Origin of the sequence: Pseudomonas salmasensis (assembly GCF_014268375.2) — a bacterium.
In the GTDB taxonomy this organism is placed as follows: Bacteria; Pseudomonadota; Gammaproteobacteria; order Pseudomonadales; family Pseudomonadaceae; genus Aquipseudomonas; species Aquipseudomonas salmasensis.
Genome location: NZ_CP077083.1, coordinates 1,924,072 through 1,946,112, shown reverse-complemented (window position 1 = coordinate 1,946,112; position 22,041 = coordinate 1,924,072). Strand labels below are relative to the sequence as shown.

20 protein-coding genes and 1 pseudogene are annotated in these 22,041 nt (G+C 60.3%); 18 read left to right on the top strand and 3 right to left on the bottom strand.

What is annotated here, in order from left to right; translation table 11 throughout:
- The first annotated feature begins 50 nt into the window (after window positions 1–50).
- Window positions 51–854 (top strand): IclR family transcriptional regulator, encoded by an 804-nt coding sequence (locus HU731_RS08510; RefSeq protein ID WP_032895696.1) that lies wholly within the window; start codon window positions 51–53, stop codon window positions 852–854.
- On the opposite strand, the gene HU731_RS08505 is transcribed toward HU731_RS08510, so the two are convergent.
- Window positions 855–1,907 (bottom strand): NAD(P)-dependent alcohol dehydrogenase, encoded by a 1,053-nt coding sequence (locus HU731_RS08505; protein ID WP_044268473.1) that lies wholly within the window; start codon window positions 1,905–1,907, stop codon window positions 855–857.
- A gap of 181 nt (window positions 1,908–2,088) precedes the next feature.
- Here HU731_RS08505 and HU731_RS08500 point away from each other — a divergent pair, with 181 nt between their 5' ends.
- Window positions 2,089–2,982, top strand: a complete 894-nt coding sequence (locus tag HU731_RS08500; RefSeq protein ID WP_003193483.1) for an AraC family transcriptional regulator — start codon at window positions 2,089–2,091, stop codon at window positions 2,980–2,982.
- 175 nt (window positions 2,983–3,157) lie between these two features.
- On the opposite strand, the gene HU731_RS08495 is transcribed toward HU731_RS08500, so the two are convergent.
- A complete protein-coding gene (locus HU731_RS08495; protein ID WP_003193481.1) occupies window positions 3,158–4,822 on the bottom strand; it encodes an electron transfer flavoprotein-ubiquinone oxidoreductase in 1,665 nt (554 codons plus the stop codon).
- A gap of 516 nt (window positions 4,823–5,338) precedes the next feature.
- On the opposite strand from HU731_RS08495, the gene HU731_RS08490 reads away from it, so the two are divergent.
- From HU731_RS08490 to HU731_RS08425, 14 genes and pseudogenes are all read left to right on the top strand, one after another.
- Window positions 5,339–6,088, top strand: a complete 750-nt coding sequence (locus HU731_RS08490) for an electron transfer flavoprotein subunit beta/FixA family protein (RefSeq protein WP_014719538.1) — start codon at window positions 5,339–5,341, stop codon at window positions 6,086–6,088.
- A gap of 2 nt (window positions 6,089–6,090) precedes the next feature.
- Window positions 6,091–7,020 carry an electron transfer flavoprotein subunit alpha/FixB family protein gene (locus HU731_RS08485; protein WP_186606877.1) on the top strand — a complete coding sequence of 310 codons (930 nt, stop codon included), beginning with the start codon at window positions 6,091–6,093 and terminating at the stop codon, window positions 7,018–7,020.
- 161 nt (window positions 7,021–7,181) lie between these two features.
- Window positions 7,182–7,997, top strand: coding sequence for a substrate-binding periplasmic protein (locus HU731_RS08480; RefSeq protein ID WP_186606878.1), 816 nt, complete (start codon window positions 7,182–7,184; stop codon window positions 7,995–7,997).
- A 9-nt stretch (window positions 7,998–8,006) separates the two neighbouring features.
- Window positions 8,007–8,369 (top strand): DUF4398 domain-containing protein, encoded by a 363-nt coding sequence (locus tag HU731_RS08475; RefSeq protein ID WP_003193475.1) that lies wholly within the window; start codon window positions 8,007–8,009, stop codon window positions 8,367–8,369.
- On the top strand, window positions 8,366–9,178 hold the full coding sequence (locus tag HU731_RS08470; RefSeq protein ID WP_073521983.1) for an OmpA family protein: 813 nt from the start codon (window positions 8,366–8,368) through the stop codon (window positions 9,176–9,178). Before HU731_RS08475 ends, HU731_RS08470 begins: the two co-directional genes overlap by 4 nt.
- A gap of 277 nt (window positions 9,179–9,455) precedes the next feature.
- Window positions 9,456–10,894 (top strand): annotated as a pseudogene (locus HU731_RS08465) (aminotransferase-like domain-containing protein).
- A 93-nt stretch (window positions 10,895–10,987) separates the two neighbouring features.
- Window positions 10,988–11,479: a translation initiation factor 2 gene (locus HU731_RS08460; RefSeq protein WP_186606879.1), complete on the top strand. Its 492-nt coding sequence runs from the start codon at window positions 10,988–10,990 to the stop codon at window positions 11,477–11,479.
- Window positions 11,480–11,641: 162 nt separating this feature from the next.
- On the top strand, window positions 11,642–11,896 hold the full coding sequence (locus HU731_RS08455) for a YkgJ family cysteine cluster protein (protein WP_116667116.1): 255 nt from the start codon (window positions 11,642–11,644) through the stop codon (window positions 11,894–11,896).
- A 41-nt stretch (window positions 11,897–11,937) separates the two neighbouring features.
- Window positions 11,938–12,543, top strand: a complete 606-nt coding sequence (locus HU731_RS08450; protein ID WP_186606880.1) for an START domain-containing protein — start codon at window positions 11,938–11,940, stop codon at window positions 12,541–12,543.
- 103 nt (window positions 12,544–12,646) lie between these two features.
- On the top strand, window positions 12,647–12,883 hold the full coding sequence (locus HU731_RS08445; RefSeq protein ID WP_014719530.1) for a hypothetical protein: 237 nt from the start codon (window positions 12,647–12,649) through the stop codon (window positions 12,881–12,883).
- A 213-nt stretch (window positions 12,884–13,096) separates the two neighbouring features.
- Window positions 13,097–13,438 (top strand): ribonuclease E inhibitor RraB, encoded by a 342-nt coding sequence (locus tag HU731_RS08440; protein ID WP_003193463.1) that lies wholly within the window; start codon window positions 13,097–13,099, stop codon window positions 13,436–13,438.
- Window positions 13,439–13,885: 447 nt separating this feature from the next.
- Window positions 13,886–15,295: a circularly permuted type 2 ATP-grasp protein gene (locus HU731_RS08435; protein ID WP_032895706.1), complete on the top strand. Its 1,410-nt coding sequence runs from the start codon at window positions 13,886–13,888 to the stop codon at window positions 15,293–15,295.
- Between the two features lie 4 nt (window positions 15,296–15,299).
- Complete coding sequence (locus HU731_RS08430) at window positions 15,300–16,250, top strand: alpha-E domain-containing protein (RefSeq protein WP_186606881.1); 951 nt, start codon at window positions 15,300–15,302, stop codon at window positions 16,248–16,250.
- A complete protein-coding gene (locus HU731_RS08425; RefSeq protein WP_186606882.1) occupies window positions 16,247–17,029 on the top strand; it encodes a transglutaminase family protein in 783 nt (260 codons plus the stop codon). The genes HU731_RS08430 and HU731_RS08425 overlap by 4 nt, the downstream gene beginning before the upstream one ends.
- A gap of 130 nt (window positions 17,030–17,159) precedes the next feature.
- Here HU731_RS08425 and HU731_RS08420 read toward each other — a convergent pair whose 3' ends face one another.
- Window positions 17,160–17,960, bottom strand: a complete 801-nt coding sequence (locus tag HU731_RS08420; RefSeq protein WP_186606883.1) for a c-type cytochrome — start codon at window positions 17,958–17,960, stop codon at window positions 17,160–17,162.
- 655 nt (window positions 17,961–18,615) lie between these two features.
- Between HU731_RS08420 and HU731_RS08415 the strand changes: the two genes are divergently transcribed.
- Both HU731_RS08415 and HU731_RS08410 read left to right on the top strand, forming a co-directional pair.
- A complete protein-coding gene (locus HU731_RS08415; protein ID WP_186606884.1) occupies window positions 18,616–19,821 on the top strand; it encodes an acetyl-CoA C-acetyltransferase in 1,206 nt (401 codons plus the stop codon).
- Window positions 19,822–19,837: 16 nt separating this feature from the next.
- On the top strand, window positions 19,838–21,982 hold the full coding sequence (locus HU731_RS08410; protein ID WP_186606885.1) for a 3-hydroxyacyl-CoA dehydrogenase NAD-binding domain-containing protein: 2,145 nt from the start codon (window positions 19,838–19,840) through the stop codon (window positions 21,980–21,982).
- Window positions 21,983–22,041: the final 59 nt, after the last annotated feature.

Here is a 22,041-nt window from a genome sequence, read left to right as displayed (position 1 = left end):
GGAGTTGGTATTTGCCATAATGCCCCCGCTTTCATACTTATAGGCCCGATATGCAGGAAAACGCCCACACCCCCGTCAAAGACGCCGCCCCCACCGGCACCCAGACCCTGTTACGCGGCCTGGGCGTGGTGCAAGCGGTGGCGGCCGGTGCGCGGGATCTCAAGGAGATCGCCCGGCGCATCGGCACCACGCGCAGCACGACACACCGCCTGGCCAGTTGCCTGGTGGACGAGCGTTACCTGCGTGTGGTGCCCCAGGTCGGTTACCTGCTGGGGCCCAAGCTGATCGAGTTGGGGTTCCAGGCCCGTGAAGAGTTGCCCTTGGTGAACCTGGCAGTGCCGTACCTGGACGAGTTGTCGGCGCTGACCGGCGACACCATTCACCTGGCGATTCGTGAATACGACGAGGTGCTTTACCTGCACAAGAACCCCGGCCGCAACGGCCCGGAAATGCGCTCGCGGGTCGGCCATCGCATGCCGCTGGCGCGCACCGGTATCGGCAAGGCGTTGATGCTGGATGACTCACCGCAGGAGTGGCAGCGCTTGTACGAGGCGAGCTTGCCGGCGGCGGGCAAGAGCCTGCAATGGCCGCAGCACCCGGAGCAATCCTGGGCGCAGTTCGAACAGCGCATGCATGAGTATGTCGAGGGGGGCTACGCGTTTGACCTCGAAGACAACGAGCCTTCGATCCGCTGCGTGGCGGCACCGGTGCGCGATGCCAGCGGGCGCATTGTCGCCGGCATCAGCATCGCCAGTACGGTGCCCTACATGCCGCTGGAGAAAATGGCCGAGCTGATCCCTGTGATCAAACAGGTCGCAGCCCGGCTGTCAGCGGAGTTGGGCGCCAAAGCCTGATCAGGCTTTCAGGCTCGCCATGTCGATGACAAAGCGGTACTTCACATCACCGGCAATCATGCGCGCGTAAGCTTCGTTGATCTGCCGGATGTCGAGCATCTCGATGTCGCAGGTAATGCCATGCTCGGCGCAGAAATCCAGGACTTCCTGGGTTTCGGCAATGCCGCCGATCAGCGAACCGGCCAACACTTTACGGCCCAGCACCAGCTTGGCGGCGTTGACGGGCGGGTCCACCGGCTCGATCAGGCCGACCAGAATGTGTACGCCGTCAAAGCGCAGCACATCGAGGTAGGGGTTCAGGTCGTGCTGCACCGGGATGGTGTCCAGCAGGAAGTCGAAGTGCCCGGCAGCAGCTTTCATCTGCTCGGCATCGGTGGACACGATCACATGGTCGGCGCCCTGGCGACGGCCTTCCTCGGCCTTGCTGGCCGAACGGGTGAACAACGTAACTTCGGCGCCCATGGCCTTGGCGAACTTGATGCCCATGTGGCCCAGGCCGCCCATGCCGAGGATCCCGACTTTATCGCCGGCCTTCACGCCGTAGTGCTTGAGGGGCGAGTAGGTGGTGATGCCTGCGCACAGGATCGGCGCAGCGCTGGCCAGGTCGAGCTTGGCCGGGATCTTCACCACAAAGTGCTCACTGACCACGATGCTGTCGGAGTAGCCGCCCATGGTGTTGCTGCCATCCACGCGGTCTGGCGTGGCGTAGGTCATGGTCGGGCCTTCGAGGCAATACTGCTCAAGGTCTGATTGGCAGGCTTGGCAGTGGCGGCACGAGTCCACCATGCAGCCTACGCCCACCAGGTCGCCGACTTTATGCGCGGTGACGTTGGCGCCGACGGCGGTGACTTTGCCGACAATTTCGTGGCCTGGCATCAGCGGGTACACGGCGATGCCCCATTCGTTGCGCGCCTGGTGGATATCGGAGTGGCACACGCCGCAGTAGAGAATCTCGATGGCCACGTCATCGACGCGCGGGCTGCGGCGTTCAAATGACATCGGGGCGAGGGGCGTGGTGGCCGACTGGGCGGCGTAACCGATGGCGGTGTACATAGTAAACCTCACAAAAGCTTGGACTGCAGGGGCGGCAAATTCTGCGCGCCGGCCTGGGGGCGCGAACATGGCAATTGCTCCGAGTCTCATGCCTATTCGTCCGGCAGTGCCTGAGGTTTGGATATATTGGCCGCCAGACCTGCGATGATGCTGTCATCCCTTATTCGCGAAGTTTTTTGCCATGCTGTTGACCCGCCATTTGGACGCTAATGCCACGCTGGTTGCCTTGATCGAAGGGCTCACGCCCCGCGACGGTTTTTCCCCGACTCACTTGCCTGGTGTGCAGGTGCTGCGCGCCAGTTGCGATGTGGCGCGTGGGCCGCAGATCTATGAGCCAAGCCTGATGTTCGTGGCCCAGGGCAGTAAGGTCGCCTACCTTGGCCCGCGCACACTGGAGTATGGCGCCGGGCATTACCTGATCCAGGCAATGCCGGTGCCGTTTGAATGCGAGACTTTTGCCATGGCCCCCGAGGCGCCGCTGTATGGCGTGACGGTAGGCATCGACCGCGTGGTGTTGGGCGAGTTGGTGATTGCCATGGGCATGCAGGCCGGGCCGCCGCCGACCGCGCAGACCTTGGAGTCGATGAGTTCGGTGGTGCTGGACGATGCGATGCGCGGCTGCGTCGAGCGGTTGTTGCAGTGCCTGCACGATCCGCTGGAAAGCCGGATCATGGGGCCTGCGCGGGTGCGCGAATTGTTGTTCACCGCCTTGCGCGGGCCCCAGGCGGATGTGTTGCGTGCGCTGGTGGAACAACAGGGGCAGTTTTCGCGCATCGCCACCTCATTGAATCACCTGCATGCCCATTACGCCGAGCCGCTGAATATCGAGACCTTGGCCGGATTTGCGCACATGAGCGCCTCGACCTTTCATGAGCATTTCAAACGCTGCACCTTATTGTCACCGGTGCAGTACCTCAAGCGCTTGCGGTTATTGAAGGCCCAGCAGTTGCTGCTGGTGGAAGGCATGAGTGTGGCGCAGGCGGCGCACAAGGTGGGGTACCAGAGTACGTCGCAGTTCAGTCGGGAGTACAAACGCTACTTCCTGCGCAACCCAGGCGAAGAGCGGGCGGCCTGACACCCCACTGTAGGAGCGAGCTTGCTCGCGAAAAACTAATAGACGCCACATTCATTCAGACAGTACGCGTTATCCGTTGACGTTTTTCGCGAGCAAGCTCGCTCCTACATGTTGATCGATATTGCCCACAAAAAAGGCCCCCGTCTCGGGAGCCTTTTTTGGTTAAGCGAACGACTTACATATTCGGGTAAGTCGGCCCGCCCGCACCTTCCGGCGTCACCCAGGTGATGTTCTGCGAAGGGTCCTTGATGTCACAGGTCTTGCAGTGCACGCAGTTCTGGGCGTTGATCTGGAAGCGCTTCTCGCCGTCTTCCTTGGTCACCACTTCATACACCCCAGCCGGGCAGTAGCGCTGCGCCGGTTCATCGTAAAGCGGCAGGTTGGTGCCGATCGGGATGCTTGGGTCTTTGAGCTTCAAGTGGCACGGCTGCTCTTCTTCGTGGTTGGTACCGGAGATGAACACCGAGCTCAGCTTGTCGAAGCTCAACTTGCCGTCGGGTTTGGGGTAGTCGATCTTCTGGCTGTCTTTGGCCAGCTTCAGGCAGGCGTAGTCCGGCTTGGTGTCGTGCAGGGTGAAAGGGATCTTGCCGCCGAAAATGTTCTGGTCGAGCCAGTTGAAACCGCCGCCGATGATTGCGCCGAACTTGTGCACGGCCGGGCCGAAATTACGGCTGGCGAACAGTTCTTCGTACAGCCAGCTGGCTTTGAAGCTGTCGACATACGTGGTCAGTTCGTCGCCGCCTTCGGATTCGGCGAACAGGCGGTCGGCCACGGCGTCGGCGGCGAGCATGCCGGACTTCATGGCGGTGTGGCTGCCCTTGATCTTGGCGAAGTTCAGGGTGCCCAGGTCGCAACCGATCAGCGCGCCGCCCTTGAAGACCATCTTCGGCAGCGAGTTCAGGCCACCTTTGCAGATCGCGCGGGCGCCGTAGCTGATGCGCTTGCCGCCTTCCAGGTACTGGGCCAGCACCGGGTGATGCTTGAGGCGCTGGAATTCATCGAACGGCGACAGGAAGGTGTTGCTGTAGGACAGGTCGACGATCAGGCCGACCACCACTTGGTTGTTTTCCAGGTGATAGAGGAACGAGCCACCGGTGTTCTCGTTACCCATGATGTCCAGCGGCCAACCGGCGGTGTGCACCACCAGGCCCGGCTGGTGCTTGGCTGGGTCGATTTCCCAGATTTCCTTCAGGCCGATGCCGTAGTGCTGGGCGTCGGCGTCGCTGTCCAGGTTGAAGCGCTGGATCAGTTGCTTACCGATGTGGCCACGGCAGCCTTCGGCGAACAGCGTGTACTTGCCACGCAGTTCCATGCCAGGGGTGTACAGGCCGTCTTTTGGCTTGCCTTCACGGTCAACGCCAAGGTCGCCGGTGATGATGCCGCGTACCACGCCGTTCTCGTCGAACAGCGCTTCCTGGGCGGCAAAGCCTGGGTAGATTTCCACGCCCAGGTTCTCGGCCTGCTGGGCCAGCCAGCGGCACAGGTTGCCCAGGGAAATGATGTAGTTGCCTTCGTTGTGCATGGTCTTGGGCACAAAGAAGTCGGGCACCTTGGTGGAGGCTTCCGGGCTGCGCAGCACATAGATGTCGTCGCGCACCACCGGCGTGTTGAGCGGGGCGCCGAGTGCTTTCCAGTCCGGGAACAGTTCATTCAGGGCACGTGGTTCAAACACGGCACCGGAGAGGATGTGGGCGCCGACTTCGGAACCTTTCTCGACCACGCAGACGCTGATTTCCTTACCGGCTTCGGCGGCCTTCTGCTTCAGTCGGCAGGCGGCAGACAGGCCCGCCGGGCCAGCGCCGACGATGACCACGTCGAATTCCATGTATTCGCGTTCCACAGGCTATCTCCTACTCAAGGCTCAACAGGCTTTTTTTTCTAATGGGTGGAGGTTCGGTGTGGTTCTGCGCGAAGGCAGCACCCACCTGTCTCTCTAGGTGGCGCATTATATATAGACCACTGACAGCGTCCAATACAAACGTTTGTTTGAATTGCCTGCAGCCTAGATAAATCAAAGCAACGGGGCTTATGACTGACCATTTTGCCGTATTGACCAGAATAGGCGTTCCGGTCAAGATACGGTCGGTTTTGCGCTTCCCGTAGGCAGACTGCAGGTTTCAAGAGCACGTCCAAAGACAGGCCGAAGGCAATAAAGGTGATGCGCACCCAAACGTTGGGGCGCAGTTTACACGCCGCGATAAAGAATGACCTCTCAGTCACCACTGACGAACGGTCGTCATTTCCCGTGTGCAAGGCCACTGCCGAGGTCTTTGGAGGTGCCCTTGTGTGCCGATGAGCATCAACCGCCAGGTTCGCCTAGGCGACTTTCTTTTCACCGGAGAGTAACGAGGAATCCATGAAGGTTCTTGTAGCTGTCAAACGCGTTGTCGATTACAACGTGAAAGTTCGCGTCAAGGCGGACAATTCCGGCGTCGACCTTGCTAACGTCAAGATGTCGATGAACCCTTTCTGCGAAATCGCTGTGGAAGAAGCCGTACGCCTGAAAGAGAAAGGCGTGGCGACGGAAATCGTCGTGGTGTCCATCGGCCCGACCACTGCCCAAGAGCAGTTGCGTACCGCTCTGGCCCTGGGCGCCGACCGCGCCATTCTGGTGGAGTCCGCTGAAGAGCTGACCTCCCTGGCCGTGGCCAAGCTGCTCAAGGCCGTTGTCGACAAGGAACAGCCACAGCTGGTTATCCTGGGCAAACAAGCCATCGACAGCGACAACAACCAGACTGGCCAGATGCTGGCTGCACTGACCGGTTACGGCCAGGGCACCTTCGCTTCGAAAGTCGAAGTAAGCGGCGACAGCGTTGCGGTCACCCGTGAAATCGACGGCGGCGCGCAGACCGTTTCCCTGAAACTGCCAGCCATCGTCACCACCGACCTGCGTTTGAACGAGCCGCGCTATGCGTCCCTGCCAAACATCATGAAAGCCAAGAAGAAGCCCCTGGAGACGCTGACTCCGGATGCTTTGGGCGTTTCTACCGCCTCTACCAACAAGACCGTCAAGGTCGAAGCGCCGGCTGCGCGCAGTGCGGGCATCAAGGTCAAGTCGGTGGCTGAACTGGTCGAGAAACTGAAAAACGAAGCGAAGGTGATCTGATCATGACTATCCTCGTAATCGCCGAACACGATAACAAGGTGCTGGCCCCGGCCACCCTCAACACCGTGGCCGCCGCCGCTAAAATCGGTGGCGACATCCACGTCCTGGTAGCAGGGCAGGGCGCTGGCGCCGTGGTTGAAGCCGCTGCGAAAATCGCGGGCGTGAGCAAAGTCCTGAACGCTGACAATGCCGCTTACGCGCATCAGCTGCCAGAAAACGTTGCACCGCTGGTGGCAGAGTTGGGCAAGAGCTACAGCCACATCCTGGCTGCCGCCACCTCCAACGGCAAAAACATCCTGCCACGCGTTGCCGCGCAGCTGGACGTTGACCAGATCTCCGAGATCATCTCGGTAGAAAGCGCCGATACCTTCAAGCGGCCGATCTACGCCGGTAACGCCATCGCCACCGTGCAGTCCAACGCCTCGGTCAAGGTCATCACCGTACGTGCCACCGGTTTCGACCCGGTTGCCGCCGAAGGTGGCTCGGCTGCCGTTGAAGCCGTCTCCGCTGCCCACGACGCTGGCACTTCCAGCTTTGTCGGCGAAGAGCTGGCCAAGTCGGACCGTCCTGAACTGACCGCTGCCAAGATCGTCGTTTCGGGCGGTCGTGGCATGCAGAACGGTGACAACTTCAAGCACCTGTACGCCCTGGCCGACAAGCTGGGCGCTGCGGTCGGCGCTTCCCGCGCAGCCGTTGACGCAGGTTTTGTACCCAACGACATGCAGGTCGGCCAGACCGGCAAGATCGTTGCGCCACAGCTGTACATCGCCGTCGGTATCTCCGGCGCGATCCAGCACTTGGCCGGTATGAAAGACTCCAAAGTGATCGTTGCGATCAACAAGGACGAAGAAGCGCCGATCTTCCAGGTCGCCGATTACGGCCTGGTAGCGGACTTGTTCGAAGCCGTACCGGAGTTGGAGAAGCTGGTCTAATCCAGCCGCTTCACTTATAAAAGAGCCCGGTCTTATGACCGGGCTTTTTTATTCCCTGTAGGAGCGAGCTCGCTCGCGAAAAACCCACAGGCGCCGCATTTATTCAGAAAGCACGCGTTATCGTTGACGTTTTTCGCGAGCACTTTAGAAAGGAACATGCCATGGCGCTGCGCCCCTGGACCGTACTGCTAGGCCTTGCGCTATTGCCGAGCCTGACGCTCGCCGCCGGCAAGTGCGAGCGCCTGGTGATCACCGGCAGCCCGGACGCACCGCCGTTACTCTGGCGCGACCCCCAGGACCCTACGCACCTGATCGGTGCCACCGCTGACGTGCTGCAACAAGTGGGCAAGGAGCTCGGGCTGAAAGTCGACCTGCTCTACGGCGGCAAGCGCTCCCTGGCCCTGGATGAAGCGCGTAGCGGGCGCATGGACATCCTCGCCGATGCACCGCTGAACCTGGGCGAGCTGGACAACTTCGACTACATCCATCCGGCGCTGATGCAGACCGACTACCTGGTGTGGACGCGCAAGGATTCCGCCCTGGTCTATTCCACCGCCGCCGATTTGCACGGCCACAAAGGCGCAGTCTCGGAGCGTGCGCGCTTGAGCGCCGAATTCGAGACCTTTGCCGGCCAGCAACTCAACCTGCTACGCCTGCCCAACCTGACGCCGGCCTTTCAGAAGCTGCTGTTGGGTGAGGTGGACTACGTGCTGGCCGGGCGCTATTCCGGCATGGCCATGGCCCAGACGCTGGGCATGAGTAATGACCTGTTGGCCCATGCGGTGCCTGTCGATCAGCCGGGTCTGTACCTGGCGATTTCCCACAACTCGGCCTGCAATGATCCGTGGCTGCGCGGACAGCTGACGAAAAAGATGACAGAATTGCCCACCTCCGGTGTCGCGCAAGCCGCGCTGCAGCGCAATCTGGAGCGCTGGAAGGCGCAACTGCAACAACCTGTCGGCACCCCAACAAAGTAGGGATTTACAGTGATTTTTCGAGCTCTTTTCGCGGCCCTCGCCGTTGTCGCGCTGGCGGGATGTGCAACCGATCCTGCGCCGATCGAACAAATGCGCCTGACCCAGCAAGCCTTGGAACAAGCCACCGCGGTCGGGGCCAACACCGATGAATCCCCCGAACTGAAACTGGCCGAAGAAAAATTCGCCCGGGCCAAGGGCAATATGGCCGACCAATCCTACAAGCGTGCGCGTATGCGCGCCGAGCAGGCTGAGCTGGACGCGCGTCTGGCCGAGGCCAAAGTGCTCACCGGCAAGAGCCAGGAACAATTGAACGTGCTCAATACCCGTATCACTCGCCTGCGTAAGCAGCTGCAGTTGGGAGAAGCACAATGAGCCCGATGATCCGTGGTTTGAGTTGTGTACTGCTGCTGGGCAGCGTGGCCTTGGGCGGTTGTGCCAGCCAACCCACCAGCGAGCAGGCGTTGCAGCAGGCCGGCGATGACTTTCAGAAGGTCAAGGAAGACGCCAACGTGCTGCGCTTTGCGCCCAAGGACGTGATCCGTGCCGGCGAGTCCCTGGCCCGTGCCGATCGCCTGTCCAGCTACTGGGGCAGCGGCTCCGATGTGGTGCATTACGCCTACCTGAGCCAGCGTTACAGCGCCATCGCCCGAGAACACACCCAGCAGGGCCTGAATGCCGAACGCGGTACCCAACTGGAACTGGAGCGTCAACGCCTGCAACTGGCCTTGCGCGAAAACAAGCTGGCCAGCGTGCAACAGCAGGGCAAGTGGGTTGAAGCGCAAATCGCCAGCCTCACCACCCAGACCGACCGTGGCTTGGTGATGACCCTGGGGGATGTACTGTTCGACACTGGCGAAGCTGAGCTGCAGAACTCGGCCAACCGCACAGTGCTCAAGATCGTGCAATTCCTGCAACTGAACCCCAAGCGTCGGGTGCGCGTCGAGGGCTACACCGACAACACCGGTGGCGAGCAGGAAAACCTGAAACTGTCCCGCGACCGCGCTCAATCGGTGGCCGACCTGTTGATGGACCTGGGTATCGATGACAAGCGCATCGAGGTCGAGGGCTATGGCGACCAATACCCGGTGGAAGCGAACGCATCCGAGCGCGGTCGCGCACAGAACCGCCGAGTGGAAATCGTGTTCTCTGACGAAAAAGGCCAATTGGGCGCCGCCCGCTAACGACTATCGCCTCCTGTAGGAGCGAGCTTGCTCGCGAAAAACGTCAACGATAACGCATGCTTTCTGAGTGAACGCGGCGCCCGTGAGTTTTTCGTGAGCAAGCTCGCTCCTACACGGGGCAGGCCCCTGCCAGATTTTATTAGGCCTACACCCTTACAGTTTTTACTGTCACTCCCGCCCGCGCTCGACTATTGTGGCAACTGTCCCCGTACACTTCTAAACTGTGCCGGTATGTTTCACACAAAAATAAAATACCCGTGAAATCGAGTGCTGCGTCATGACCAATCTGTTGCTTTACCAACGTATTGCCCAGCAACTGGCTGAGGACATCCGGCGCGGTGTCTACCAACCGGGGGAGCGCGTGCCGTCGGTGCGCAAGATGAGTTCCCAGCTCAATGTGAGCCATGCCACGGTGCTGCAGGCCTACGCCAACCTGGAAGATCAGGGGCTGTCCGGGCGCGGCCGCAGTCGGGCTATTACGTGCACCAGACGCCAGCACTCACGGCGCCTACGCCTGATATCGCACGGGTCGAGCGCCCAGGGTTGGTCACCCGTAGCAGTATCATCCAGCAGGTGTTGGTCGAGTCGCGCCGTGAAGGGGTGTTTCCCCTGGGGGCGGCGGTGCCGAGTGTCGACTACCTGCCGGTGCGGGCACTGCATCAGCAATTGGCCAAGGTCACGCGTTTCCAGAGCCCACGGGCGTTCAGCTACATGTTCAGCCCCGGCTTTGAACCCCTGCGCCGCCAGGTGGCGATCCGCATGCGTGATGCCGGGGTGGTCGTGGACCCTTCCGAGGTGGTGATCACCCACGGCTGTGTCGATGCATTGCAGATGTCGCTGCGCGTGCTGACGCGCCCTGGCGACCTGATCGCGGCTGAATCACCCACCTATTACGGTTTGCTGCAATTGGCTGACCTGCTGGGCCTCAAGGTTATCGAGATCCCCAGCGACCCCGCCACGGGCATGAGCCTGGAAGCCTTGCAACTGGCCGCCAACCAATGGTCGATCAAGGCGCTGGTGCTGACCACGCGTCTGAGTAATCCGCTGGGCGGCACCATGCCAGAGGAGCGGCAGAAACAGTTGCTGCGCCTGGCGTCGGACTTCGATATCCAGATTGTCGAAGATGATATTTACGGCGAGTTGATGTTCGAACTCGGCCGCACCAAAGCCCTCAAGGCCTACGACCGCCTTGACCGGGTGATCTATTGCTCAAGCTTTTCCAAGACCTTGTCGCCGGGCGTGCGCATTGGCTGGATGATTGCCGGCAAATACCAGCAGGAAATCCAGCGCCTGCAGATGTTCAGCACCCATTCTGCTTGCAGCGTCACGCAGATGGGCGTCGCGGCCTATCTGGAAAACGGCGGCTACGACCGTCATTTGCGCTACATCCGCCAGGAATACCGCAAGAACCTCAGCGCCTTCCAATTGGCGGTGCAGCAGTATTTCCCCGAAGGCACCCAGATGACCCGCCCGACCGGCGGCTTTATCTTGTGGGTCAGTTTGCCGGGGCGGGTCAATACCCAGGAACTGCATGTGCGTGCCCTGCAACAAGGCATCAGCATTGCGCCAGGGCTGATTTTCAGTAATACCGAACAGTTCAACCACTGTATTCGCCTCAATTGCGGCACGCCGTGGAACCGCGAGGCAGAGCGGGCGTTGATGACCCTGGGAATGCTTGCCAGCCAGCTGTGCCAGGAGGCCGCAGCGGGTTTTTGAGGTATGCAAAGGGGACAAGACTGATCTGTGCCCTTGTCATGCCGCGCACAACAAGCGAGCATATGGCCTTCTGCCGTTAATGCTGTTGGCGATATGACTTCTATTTTTCGCGTTACGTTGATGCTTGGTCTGCTGAGCCTGTGCAATGCCGGCAGCGTGCTGGCTGCAGCGCCGGTGGCTGAAGGCAAGCCTGCTGTGAGTGCCGAGCAAAAGACCTCAGCCAAGCAGCCAGCGCCTGCGAAAAAATCCCCCGCCGCACAAAAGAAAGCCGCCTCGACCAAAAAGCGTGCACCCGTGGCGAGCAAGTCCAAGTCGGCCCATGAAGTCGCCCAGACCAAACTGCCACCGGCACAGTTGGACCTGTCCCTGCCTTCGGACATGGTCAGGCACTTGCAACCCATCGGCACCATGCCCAAGCCCAAGAGCGTGCCCTTGTTGCCGCCAATGTTTGGTGAAAAACCCACCGACAACAGCGCGTTCCAGATCAACGGCCGCTTGCTCAGCAATGAGATGAAGCTGCAACTGCGTAATGAAGAGCGCCGTGATGTTGAAGGCGCTGCGCTGGATTTCGAATTCAAGCAATAAACTTTCTGAGCCCAGGTGACCCAGGTCGCCGACCATCTGTCGCAGACTGGCCGGTCATTTTTGTTTTGTGCGAAAAACCCCTGTTGGACCATTTTAAAACGGCTGTTTAAGGGCGTACTCTAGCCCGGCCATCCCTATTGAGTCGTCGAGGACCTGCTGGTCATGAAATGCCGTGAAGGCTGTGGCGCCTGCTGCATTGCCCCCTCCATCAGTTCGCCACTACCCGGAATGCCCCAGGGCAAACCCGCTGGCGTTCGCTGCGTGCACCTGTCGGCGGAACAACTGTGCCAGTTGTTCGGTCAACCGCAGCGGCCCGCCGTGTGCAGTGATTTCAAGGCGGATATCGAAGTCTGTGGCAACGACCAAGCCGATGCCATTCGCCTGATCGGCTGGTGGGAACAGATGACGGCGGCTTGATGGGCTTTACTATCGGAACTTCAACAATAAGGAATACAACAATGGGTTCGCTGAAACGAATGGCTGTGCTGTGCGGTTTTACGCTGCTGTTTGCGGCCACTGCCCAGGCTGAGGATTGGCAAGTCGCCAAGGACGAAGACGGTATCAAGGTGTCCCTGAGCGAGATTGCCGGTTCCAAGTACAAGGCGTATCGCGGTGTGACGGTGATCAAGGCACCTTTGGCCAAGGTCCAGGCGCTGCAGGAAGATGTGGTCGGTGCTTGCGCATGGATCCATGAATGCAAATCCCAGCAACTCGTCGACAAGAAAGGCGACGAGGCCTGGACCTACACCCAATTCAAGGCGCCGTTCCCCGTGACGGACCGCGACTCGTACATCCACGTCACCACCACCAAAGCCGCCGACGGTACCATCACGCGCAAACTCGAAGGTGTGCCGACCTACAAGCCTGAAGCAAAAGGCTACGTGCGGGTCGCCCAGGTGGAGGGTTTCTGGAAGCTGGTGCCAAAGGGCGATAACCAGACCGAAGTCACCTACCAGGTACACACCGAGCCAGGCGGCAGTGTCCCGTCGTGGTTGGCCAACAAGTTCGTGGTGGAGGCTCCATTCAACACCTTGAAAGCCTTGAAAGAACACGCTGAAAAATAAGTGCGGTTGATCCGGTGCCTCCGGGCTTGAGCGGAACGTTTTGCGCGCCGCCAAGGTCCAGATACTTGTAAGCCCACCTATGGGTTTTATCGAGGAGGCACCGATGCAAACGTGGCAAATTACCTTCGTTGATGATCACGGTGAAAAGTCCGTGCAGCAGTTCACCTGCGAACAAAAGCCCAGCCTCGAAGACGCTGCGCATATGATTCGTGCGAAGCTGGTGCCGATTGCTGCCGAACTCGATCTCAATGACCTGGAAGGCCGTAAACCCGAGCCGACGGTCAAGATTCTCAAAGACCAGAACAGTATCCAGATTCTCGATATCTCTCCCTCCGTCTAAACAATTTTCACACGCCACACGAGCACCTCTGGTGGAGGTGATAGCTTCGCGCTACTCTGCAATCGAGATCAGCGAATGAATCGCTAAGGTCTGGTCTTGTCAGCTACATGCTTGTTTTCCTGCGGTGTTGTTATGCCGTGGTGCCCGCGCCAGCAGGGCGCGGGGCTTCAGGAAGCACGGAAAGTCTATCCATCGGTTTGAGGAGGACGTTTCATGAGCACAGCCTATCAAGAAGACATCAGCACCAACGTACTGCGCCGCATGAAAGAAGGCGGCTTTGATTTCTCGCGTTTTCACCCCATCGAGTTCTACGCCATTTTCCCGGATGAGGAACGGGCGCGCAGGGCTGCGGGTCGATTTCGTGGGGAGTCCCTCAATGCCCAGGTCAGCGCGCGCGACGATGGCGCCTGGTACCTGGAACTGAGCAAAATCATGTTTGCAACCTACGACGGCATAGGAGACTTCGAGCAAGACTTTGAAGCAGTGGTCGAGCCCCTGGGTGGCATTATCGAAGGATGGGGCGTCAAGCAGGAGGTGCGTGGGTTACCCATGTAGTTGGTATTTATGAGCAGCACAGCGTATCGGCTGACCTTTGGGTCGGCCGATTTTGTTTGGGCCGCCGGTGCAACGTAAATCGCCGTTTTATGCGCAAAAAAAAGCCACCCAAATAGGGTGGCGGAAAGGGAAGTTCGAGGAGGTAGATCAGTACACGAAGTAACACCATATCGCTTGCACAAAAGGTTTAGCTGTAGGACATCTCCTTTTCAGCCGATGGAGGTGATTATCCGCAGTGCCAGCCGCGCAGTGAAATCAACTCTGACTATGCTGTTGATAGCCTAAGACCGCATTGCAATGAAGCGCACGGCATGACCCAGGCAATTGCACGCACCAGGACGGTGCGGCGAATTCGTTTGAATTATTCAACCGATTGATTATTAAGTGTTTATGCCGATGGCACGGGCCTTGCGAAGGTTCTTGCGTCCGGGTGACAAGGAGTACGGCATGATCCGCACTTATTACGATGAAATGTACGATGGGGCAGGGCAGGTTCGCCCCCATTACCGCGAGTTCGCCCGTTGGCTGGCCGATACCCCTGCCGAACTGCTGGCCCAGCGCCGGCGTGAAGCCGATTTGCTGTTCCACCGCGCCGGCATCACCTTCACCCTCTACGGGGACGAACAAGGCACCGAGCGCCTGATCCCCTTCGACACCATCCCCCGCAGCATTCCGGCCAGTGAATGGCGGATTGTCGAGCGCGGCTGCATCCAGCGGGTCAAGGCGCTGAACCTGTTCCTCGCCGACCTTTACCACGACCAACGCATCATCAAGGCCGGCATCATCCCTGCCGAACAGGTACTGGCCAACGAGCAATATCAATTGGCAATGCAGGGCCTGGATTTGCACCGCGATATCTATTCGCACATCTCCGGGGTCGACCTCGTACGCGATGGCGACGGCACGTACTACGTGCTCGAAGACAACCTGCGTACGCCCAGCGGTGTCAGCTACATGCTCGAAGACCGCAAGATGATGATGCGCCTGTTCCCCGAACTGTTCGCGGCCCAGCGTATTGCGCCCATCGATCATTACCCCAACTTGCTGCTCGATACCTTGAAAAGCGCCAGCCCTTTGGATAACCCCAGTGTGGTGGTGCTGACGCCTGGGCGTTTCAACAGCGCGTTCTTCGAACATGCCTTTCTGGCCCGGGAAATGGGCGTGGAGTTGGTGGAGGGCGCAGATTTGTTCGTGCGCGATGACCGTGTATTCATGCGCACCACCGACGGGCCCAAGGCTGTCGATGTGATCTACCGTCGCCTCGATGATGCATTTCTCGACCCCTTGGCATTCAACCCCGACTCCATGCTCGGTGTACCCGGCCTGCTCGCTGCTTACCGTTGCGGCAATGTGGTGCTGGCCAATGCCATTGGCACCGGGGTTGCGGACGACAAATCGGTTTACCCGTTCGTTACCGAGATGATCCGCTTCTACCTCGACGAAGAACCGATCCTGCAGAACGTTCCGACCTTCCAATGCCGCAAGCCTGACGAGTTGTCCCACGTACTGGCCAACCTGCCCGACCTGGTGGTCAAGGAAACCCAAGGCTCCGGTGGTTACGGCATGTTGGTTGGCCCGGCGTCTACAACTGCAGAAATCGAAGCGTTCCGGGCACGTATCAAGGCCAAGCCACACGCCTATATCGCGCAGCCGACCCTGTGTTTATCCACTTGCCCCACATTTGTCGAAAACGGCATCGCCCCACGCCACATAGACCTGCGCCCCTTTGTGTTGTCCGGCAAGGAGACCCGCGTGGTACCGGGTGGCCTGACCCGCGTGGCGCTGCGAGAAGGCTCGCTGGTGGTCAACTCGTCCCAGGGCGGCGGAACCAAAGACACCTGGGTGGTCGAGGACTGATGCCATGTTGAGTAGAACTGCCTCGGATTTGTACTGGATGTCGCGCTACCTGGAACGCGCCGAAAACCTCGCGCGCATGCTCGATGTCAGCTATTCGCTGTCGCTGATGCCCCAGGACGGGCGTGGCGATGGCCTGCACGAATTGGCCATGCCGCTGTTGATCACCGGCACCCTGGAGGATTACCACACGCGCCATGGCCCATTGCACGCTGAACGCTTGCTGCACTTTTTTGCCCTGGACGCGGCCAACCCGGCGAGCATCTACAGCTGCCTGGGCGCGGCGCGGGCCAGCGCCCATGCGGTACGTGGGCGAATCACTGCTGACATGTGGGAAAACATCAACGCCACCTGGCTGGACATTCGCGATATCGCCCAGCAGGGGCTGAGCCACTACGGCATGAGCCGGTTTTGTGAGTGGGTCAAGGAGCGTTCCCACCTGTTCCGCGGGGCCACTTACGGCACCATCATGCGTAACGATGCCTTCCGCTTTATCCGCCTGGGCACCTTTATCGAGCGCGCCGATAACACCCTGCGCCTGCTGGATGCCCGCTACGAAATGGCCGGCGAACAGGCGGCGGCGGTCAGCGATGGCACGGCTCACGCGTATTACCAATGGAGCGCGTTACTGCGCGCCCTGTCGTCATTCGAGGCGTACACCGAGATTTATCGCGATGCGCCGGGCGCTCGGCAGGTCGCCGAACTGCTGCTGTTACGTGCGGATGTGCCGCGTTCGCTGCGCGCTTGTAGCGAAGAGATCGACCAGATCCTCGCCAGCCTGCCAGGCCTCAATGGTCGCCCGGCCCAGCGCCTGGCCGCCGAGATGGATGCGCGCCTGCGCTTTACCGCCATCGACGAAATCCTCGAGGAAGGCCTGCATGCCTGGCTGACCGACTTTATCCCTTTGGTCCGCCAGTTGGGCGACGCCATCTACAGTTCCTACCTGGAGGCGGCATGAGACTCTCCATCAGCCACGACACCACCTACCACTACGAAGACCAGGTGCGCGCCAGCATCCAGTACCTGCGCCTGACACCCCATGACAGCGAGCGCCAGCACGTGCTCAGCTGGCAACTCGACCTGCCACGCCCGGTGCGGGCGCAGGTGGACCCGTTCGGCAACATCTTGCATGTGCTCACCCTGGACGAGCCCCATGACGCCATCATCATTGGCGCCCGGGGCGTGGTGGAGATCGATGAATTGCGCGAGGCCGAACACGAAAGCCAGTCTGCCTTTCCGTTCCTGCGCTCCACGCGCCTCACCGAGCCGGACGAAGCCTTGCGCGGGTTTGCCGAACAACACTGCCATCAGCGTCGCGACCGCACGGCGCTTATCGACCTGATGCAGGCGCTTAACCACACCATGGTCTACAGCCCCGGCGCGACCGACGTCGATACCTGCGCCGCCCAGGCCTTTGCAGGTGCCGCTGGGGTGTGCCAGGACCACACCCATGCGTTCCTGGCCTGCGCCCGCAGCCTGGGGATCCCCGCGCGGTATGTGTCGGGGTATCTGTACACCGAAGACAGCACGCACCTGGCCAGCCATGCCTGGGCCGAAGCCTGGCTGGATGACGCCTGGTACAGCTTTGACGTGACTAACCAACTGGCGCGGCCGGAGCGGCATTTGAAGCTGGCCGTGGGCCTGGACTACCTCGACGCCTGCCCGGTACGCGGCATGCGCCGTGGCGGTGGGCATGAGCAGATGCATGCCAAGGTATTCGTTGCGCCTCAGCAATGATCGCCCCCGCGCTCTGCGTGGGAATGATCGATAACTGTAGGAGCGAGCTTGCTCGCGAAAATCGTCAACGATAACGCAGCGCCATCAGGTGACCCGCGTCGCTTAACGTTTTTCGCGAGCAAGCTCGCTCCTACAACTTGCGGCCCGCCATATGCCGCAGATATCCCACCAGCAAGTCCAACTCATTGTCTGGCAATACACTGGCTGTAAACGCCGGCATCTTCGCCTGTGGCCAATGCCTCAGGCTTTGCGGGTCGCGGATGTAACGCTTGAGGAAATCCCCGCTGAAATACTCGGTGGGGTTGTAGGGCACATTCAGGTCCGGACCCATCTGGGCATCACCGCCGCCATTGAGGCGATGGCACGCCAGGCAGTTCTTCTGGAACAACGCAAAGCCCTGGTTGATCGGGTCGTTCGCCGCCAGCTTCGGGTCGGGCAATAGCGCCGGGAAACGCTCGCCAACCGTCTGCAACTGCTTGAATTTCGATACCTGGAACGGCCACTGTTCGGGGCTGATATGCCCGGCTTGAGGGTGGGTCCAGACCAGATAGAACGGCCCGGCGCTGGGCTTGCCCTGCGCCAGCGGTGGCCATGGATGGGCCGGGTCTTCCACGGCCAGCCAGGCGCGAGCGCCGTTTTTTTCCAGCAACGGCGCGGCGGCAAGTTCGGCGGCAAAACCATCAAGGGCAACGGCTTGCAGATGGTTTGCAGGCTTCAGGCCAGGCAGGAGCGCCGCCAGGGGCACTGCACGGTAGGTCATCGTGCGCTTGTAGGACACATCATCGACGATCTGCACCGTCTGAGCGTCGGGGTGCTTGAGCAACTCGGCGGTCTGCCAGGTCTTTTGGCTGTGGTCCAGCTCGATGGTCAAGGGTGCCGCCGCCGCAGGCAGGCTCAGCAGCAGGGCAAAAAGGGCGAGGATCGGTTTCAAGGTACAGGCCCGTTGCGAGAGAGTGAGGGCGCACACGATAACGGAAAACGGCAGGTAAAAAGACAGCCCCTGCAACAGGGCGCGCTAAGCGCAATGTCCTGGCAGGTGCTGCCAAAAGCTGCTGGCCTGGTGCGGTGCGTTCACGGCAGGTGGGAGCGCAATCGTCACCCAATAACCTTGGGTAAATTGGGCAAGATCAGAATCAGGGTGGTGGCGAACAGAATAAGTCCCGCCTGACGTACTTTCGATTGTTTGAACATGGCTGACTGCCTTTTCTATTGTTGTTATTCCTGAGCGTCAAATGCGTGCCGTTGTATTCAGTATCGCGAGGTGACGTTGCACTTTTCTTACAGCTGCTCCAGCAAAACCCGGCAGCAGCGTCTTACAGGTTCAACCTTAGAGCGCCCGTTCTTTCTGGCTTAGACCCATTTCATATCAGCTAATAAGCATTTGCGCTAAAAACGGCATGAGGCTTATTGCCATCTTGGCGCCAACCCTAGGGCTAGACCGCTAAAACGATTAATCAGGGTTTTCCCATAGGGACCTACCGTTCGTCCGAGCGAGGGGGTCAAAAGCAATGAGCGCATCCGTCATTGAAACCGTGTCAATCGGGCCTAAGGTAGGGGGCACACACCCACAGCGGTTCGAGGATGTCATGACCCAAGCTTTGATCTTTGATGCGATACGCACGCCCCGGGGTAAAGGCAAGGCGGACGGTGCCCTGTACAGCGTCAAGCCGGTAAACCTGGTAGCTGGCTTGCTCACGGCGTTGGCGCAACGCAGCGACCTCGACACCCGCCAAGTGGATGACATCGTCCTGGGCTGCGTCACGCCGGTAGGCGACCAGGGCGCCGATATCGCCAAGACCGCCGCGCTGGTGGCGGATTGGGACATCAGCGTGGCCGGTGTGCAGGTCAATCGCTTCTGCGCGTCGGGCCTGGAAGCGGTGAACATGGGGGCGATGAAGGTGCGTTCCGGCTTCGAAGACCTGGTGGTCGTCGGCGGCGTCGAATCCATGTCCCGCGTGCCTATGGGCAGTGACGGCGGCGCCTGGGTACTCGACCCGCAAACCAATATGCACAGCCACTTCACCCCCCAAGGCATTGGCGCTGACCTGATCGCCACCCTGGAAGGCTTCACGCGCCAGGATGTCGACAGCTTTGCCCTACAGTCCCAGCAGAAAGCCGCCAGGGCGCGGGCAGACGGTTCTTTCAACAAGTCGCTGATCGCGGTGCACGACCAGAACGGCATCGTGCTGTTGGACCATGACGAATTTATCCGTGGCGACTCCACCCTCGAGGGCTTGGGCAAGCTCAAGCCCAGTTTCGAAATGATGGGCCAGATGGGCTTCGACGCCACTGCGCTGCGGGTCTACAGCCACGTGGAGCGCATCCACCATGTGCACACACCGGGCAACAGCTCCGGGATCGTGGATGGTGCCGCGCTGATGCTGATCGGCTCCGAGGCCAAAGGCCGCGAGCTGGGCCTGCAACCGCGGGCGCGCATTGTCGCCACGGCGGTGACCAGCACCGACCCGACCATCATGCTCACCGGCCCCGCGCCGGCCACTCGCAAGGCGCTGGCCAAGGCCGGCCTGCGGGTAGAAGACATCGACCTGTTCGAAGTCAACGAAGCCTTTGCTTCGGTGGTGCTCAAGTTCATCAAGGACATGGGCATTGACGCCGCACGGGTCAATGTCAACGGCGGCTCCATCGCCATGGGCCACCCCTTGGGCGCCACCGGCTGCGCGATCCTTGGCACCTTGCTCGACGAGCTGGAGGTGCGCCAGCAACGTTACGGCCTGGCCACCTTGTGTGTCGGCGGTGGCATGGGTATCGCCACCATTATCGAACGCCTCTGAGCCTAAGGAATTTGTCATGACCGATGCCATTCGTTACGAAAAAGGCCAGGACCAGATCGTGGTGCTGACTCTCGACATGCCCGGCCAGAGCGCCAACACCATGAACGCCGCGTACCGCGAAGCGATGGCGACCACCCTCACGCGCCTGGAAGCGGAAAAAGACGAGATCGCCGGGGTGGTAATCACCTCGGCCAAGAAAACCTTTTTTGCCGGCGGCGACCTCAATGAGCTGATCAAGGTCGATAAAGCCCAGGCCAAGACGTTCTACGACAGCGTGTTGGTGTTGAAAGCGCAATTGCGCCGCCTGGAAACCTTCGGCAAACCGGTGGTGGCTGCGATCAATGGTGCGGCCCTGGGCGGTGGGTGGGAGATTTGTCTGGCCTGCCACCACCGGGTGGCGCTGGACGACAAATCGGTGCAACTGGGCTTGCCGGAAGTCACCCTCGGGCTGTTGCCCGGAGGCGGCGGCGTGGTGCGTATGGTGCGCATGCTCGGCCTGGAAAAAGCCTTGCCGTATTTGCTCGAAGGCAAAAAGGTGCGGCCTGCCCAGGCCCTGCAAGCGGGCTTGATTGATGAGTTGGCGGCGGATCGCGAGGCATTGCTGGCTCAGGCCCGTTCCTGGATTCTGGCTAATCCCGAAGTCAGGCAACCCTGGGACAACAAGGGTTACGCGATTCCCGGCGGCACGCCGTCCCACCCTAAAGTCGCGCAGATGCTCGCCATTGCACCGTCGATTTTGCGCAGCAAGACCCAGGGCTGCTTCCCCGCGCCGGAGAAAATCCTCTGTGCCGCCGTCGAGGGCGCCCAGGTGGACTTCGACACCGCGCACCTGATCGAAACCCGCTACTTCACCGAGTTGGTAACCGGCCAAGTGGCAAAAAACATGATCGGCACCTTCTGGTTCCAGCTCAACCAAATCAATGCCGGCAGCTCGCGCCCCCAGGGCTTTGCGCCTTATGTAACGCGCAAAGTCGGTGTGCTCGGCGCCGGGATGATGGGCGCGGGCATCGCCTATGTCAGTGCCTGTACGGGTATCGAGGTGGTGCTCAAAGACATCACCCTGGCCGCCGCCGAAAAAGGCAAAGCCCATTCGGCTGCATTGCTGGACAAGAAAGTCAGCCGTGGGCAACTGACCGCCGAACAGCGCGAAACCACCCTGGCGCGCATTCGTCCTACCCAGGATGACGCCGACCTGGCCGGCTGCGACCTGATCATCGAGGCCGTATTTGAAGACCGCGCACTCAAGGCCAAGGTCTCGGCCGCAGCGCAAAGCGTGGTGGGGGCCAATGCTGTGATCGCCTCCAACACCTCCACCTTGCCCATCAGCGGCCTGGCCACGGCAGTGCCCGATCAAGCCAAGTTCATCGGCCTGCACTTCTTCAGCCCCGTGGACAAGATGCCCTTGGTGGAAATCATCAAGGGGGCGCGCACCAGCGACGAAACCCTGGCCCGAGGTTTTGACTTCGTACTGCAAATCAAGAAAACCCCGATTGTGGTCAACGACAGTCGCGGTTTCTTTACCTCGCGGGTATTCGGCACCTTTACCAACGAAGGTATCGCCATGCTCGGCGAAGGCGTGGCGGCGCCGATGATCGAGACCGAAGCGCGCAAGGCCGGCATGCCAGTGGGGCCGTTGGCGGTGTCCGATGAAGTGTCCCTCAGCCTGATGAGCCATATCCGACAGCAAACGGCCAAGGACCTGCAGGCCGAAGGCAAGGCCATGCCGAACCATCCGGCGACGGCGGTGATTGATCTGTTGGTGAACGAATACAAGCGTACGGGCAAGGCGGCAGGCGCTGGTTTTTACGACTATCCCGCTGGCGGCCAGAAGCACCTGTGGCCTGAGCTGAAAAAACGGTTCGAACAGCCCGGCAAGCAAATCTCCCCCCAGGACGTGCGTGACCGCTTGCTGTTTATCCAAGCCATCGAAACCGTACGCTGCGTGGAGGAGGGCGTGTTGATGTCCACGGCGGACGCCAACGTTGGTTCCATCTTCGGCATCGGCTTTGCCGCATGGAGTGGCGGCGCGTTGCAGTTTATCAACCAGTACGGGCTGAACGACTTCATCGCCCGCGCCCGCTACCTGGCCGAGGAGTACGGGGAGCGCTTCTCGCCGCCGACGTTGTTGTTGGAAAAAGCCGCAAAAGGCGCACTGTTTTAGACGTTTCACTGTAGGAGCGAGCTTGCTCGCGAAGAACGCACAGGCAACGCTTTAATCCA

Excerpts from the sequence above, each read along its gene's own strand:
- HU731_RS08510 (WP_032895696.1), top strand. The coding sequence starts at position 51 with ATGCAGGAAAACGCCCACACCCCCGTCAAAGACGCCGCCCCCACCGGC.
- HU731_RS08505 (WP_044268473.1), bottom strand. The coding sequence starts at position 1,907 with ATGTACACCGCCATCGGTTACGCCGCCCAGTCGGCCACCACGCCCCTC.
- HU731_RS08500 (WP_003193483.1), top strand. The coding sequence starts at position 2,089 with ATGCTGTTGACCCGCCATTTGGACGCTAATGCCACGCTGGTTGCCTTG.
- HU731_RS08490 (WP_014719538.1), top strand. The coding sequence starts at position 5,339 with ATGAAGGTTCTTGTAGCTGTCAAACGCGTTGTCGATTACAACGTGAAA.
- HU731_RS08485 (WP_186606877.1), top strand. The coding sequence starts at position 6,091 with ATGACTATCCTCGTAATCGCCGAACACGATAACAAGGTGCTGGCCCCG.
- HU731_RS08480 (WP_186606878.1), top strand. The coding sequence starts at position 7,182 with ATGGCGCTGCGCCCCTGGACCGTACTGCTAGGCCTTGCGCTATTGCCG.
- HU731_RS08470 (WP_073521983.1), top strand. The coding sequence starts at position 8,366 with ATGAGCCCGATGATCCGTGGTTTGAGTTGTGTACTGCTGCTGGGCAGC.
- HU731_RS08460 (WP_186606879.1), top strand. The coding sequence starts at position 10,988 with ATGACTTCTATTTTTCGCGTTACGTTGATGCTTGGTCTGCTGAGCCTG.
- HU731_RS08455 (WP_116667116.1), top strand. The coding sequence starts at position 11,642 with ATGAAATGCCGTGAAGGCTGTGGCGCCTGCTGCATTGCCCCCTCCATC.
- HU731_RS08450 (WP_186606880.1), top strand. The coding sequence starts at position 11,938 with ATGGGTTCGCTGAAACGAATGGCTGTGCTGTGCGGTTTTACGCTGCTG.
- HU731_RS08445 (WP_014719530.1), top strand. The coding sequence starts at position 12,647 with ATGCAAACGTGGCAAATTACCTTCGTTGATGATCACGGTGAAAAGTCC.
- HU731_RS08440 (WP_003193463.1), top strand. The coding sequence starts at position 13,097 with ATGAGCACAGCCTATCAAGAAGACATCAGCACCAACGTACTGCGCCGC.
- HU731_RS08435 (WP_032895706.1), top strand. The coding sequence starts at position 13,886 with ATGATCCGCACTTATTACGATGAAATGTACGATGGGGCAGGGCAGGTT.
- HU731_RS08430 (WP_186606881.1), top strand. The coding sequence starts at position 15,300 with ATGTTGAGTAGAACTGCCTCGGATTTGTACTGGATGTCGCGCTACCTG.
- HU731_RS08425 (WP_186606882.1), top strand. The coding sequence starts at position 16,247 with ATGAGACTCTCCATCAGCCACGACACCACCTACCACTACGAAGACCAG.
- HU731_RS08415 (WP_186606884.1), top strand. The coding sequence starts at position 18,616 with ATGACCCAAGCTTTGATCTTTGATGCGATACGCACGCCCCGGGGTAAA.
- HU731_RS08410 (WP_186606885.1), top strand. The coding sequence starts at position 19,838 with ATGACCGATGCCATTCGTTACGAAAAAGGCCAGGACCAGATCGTGGTG.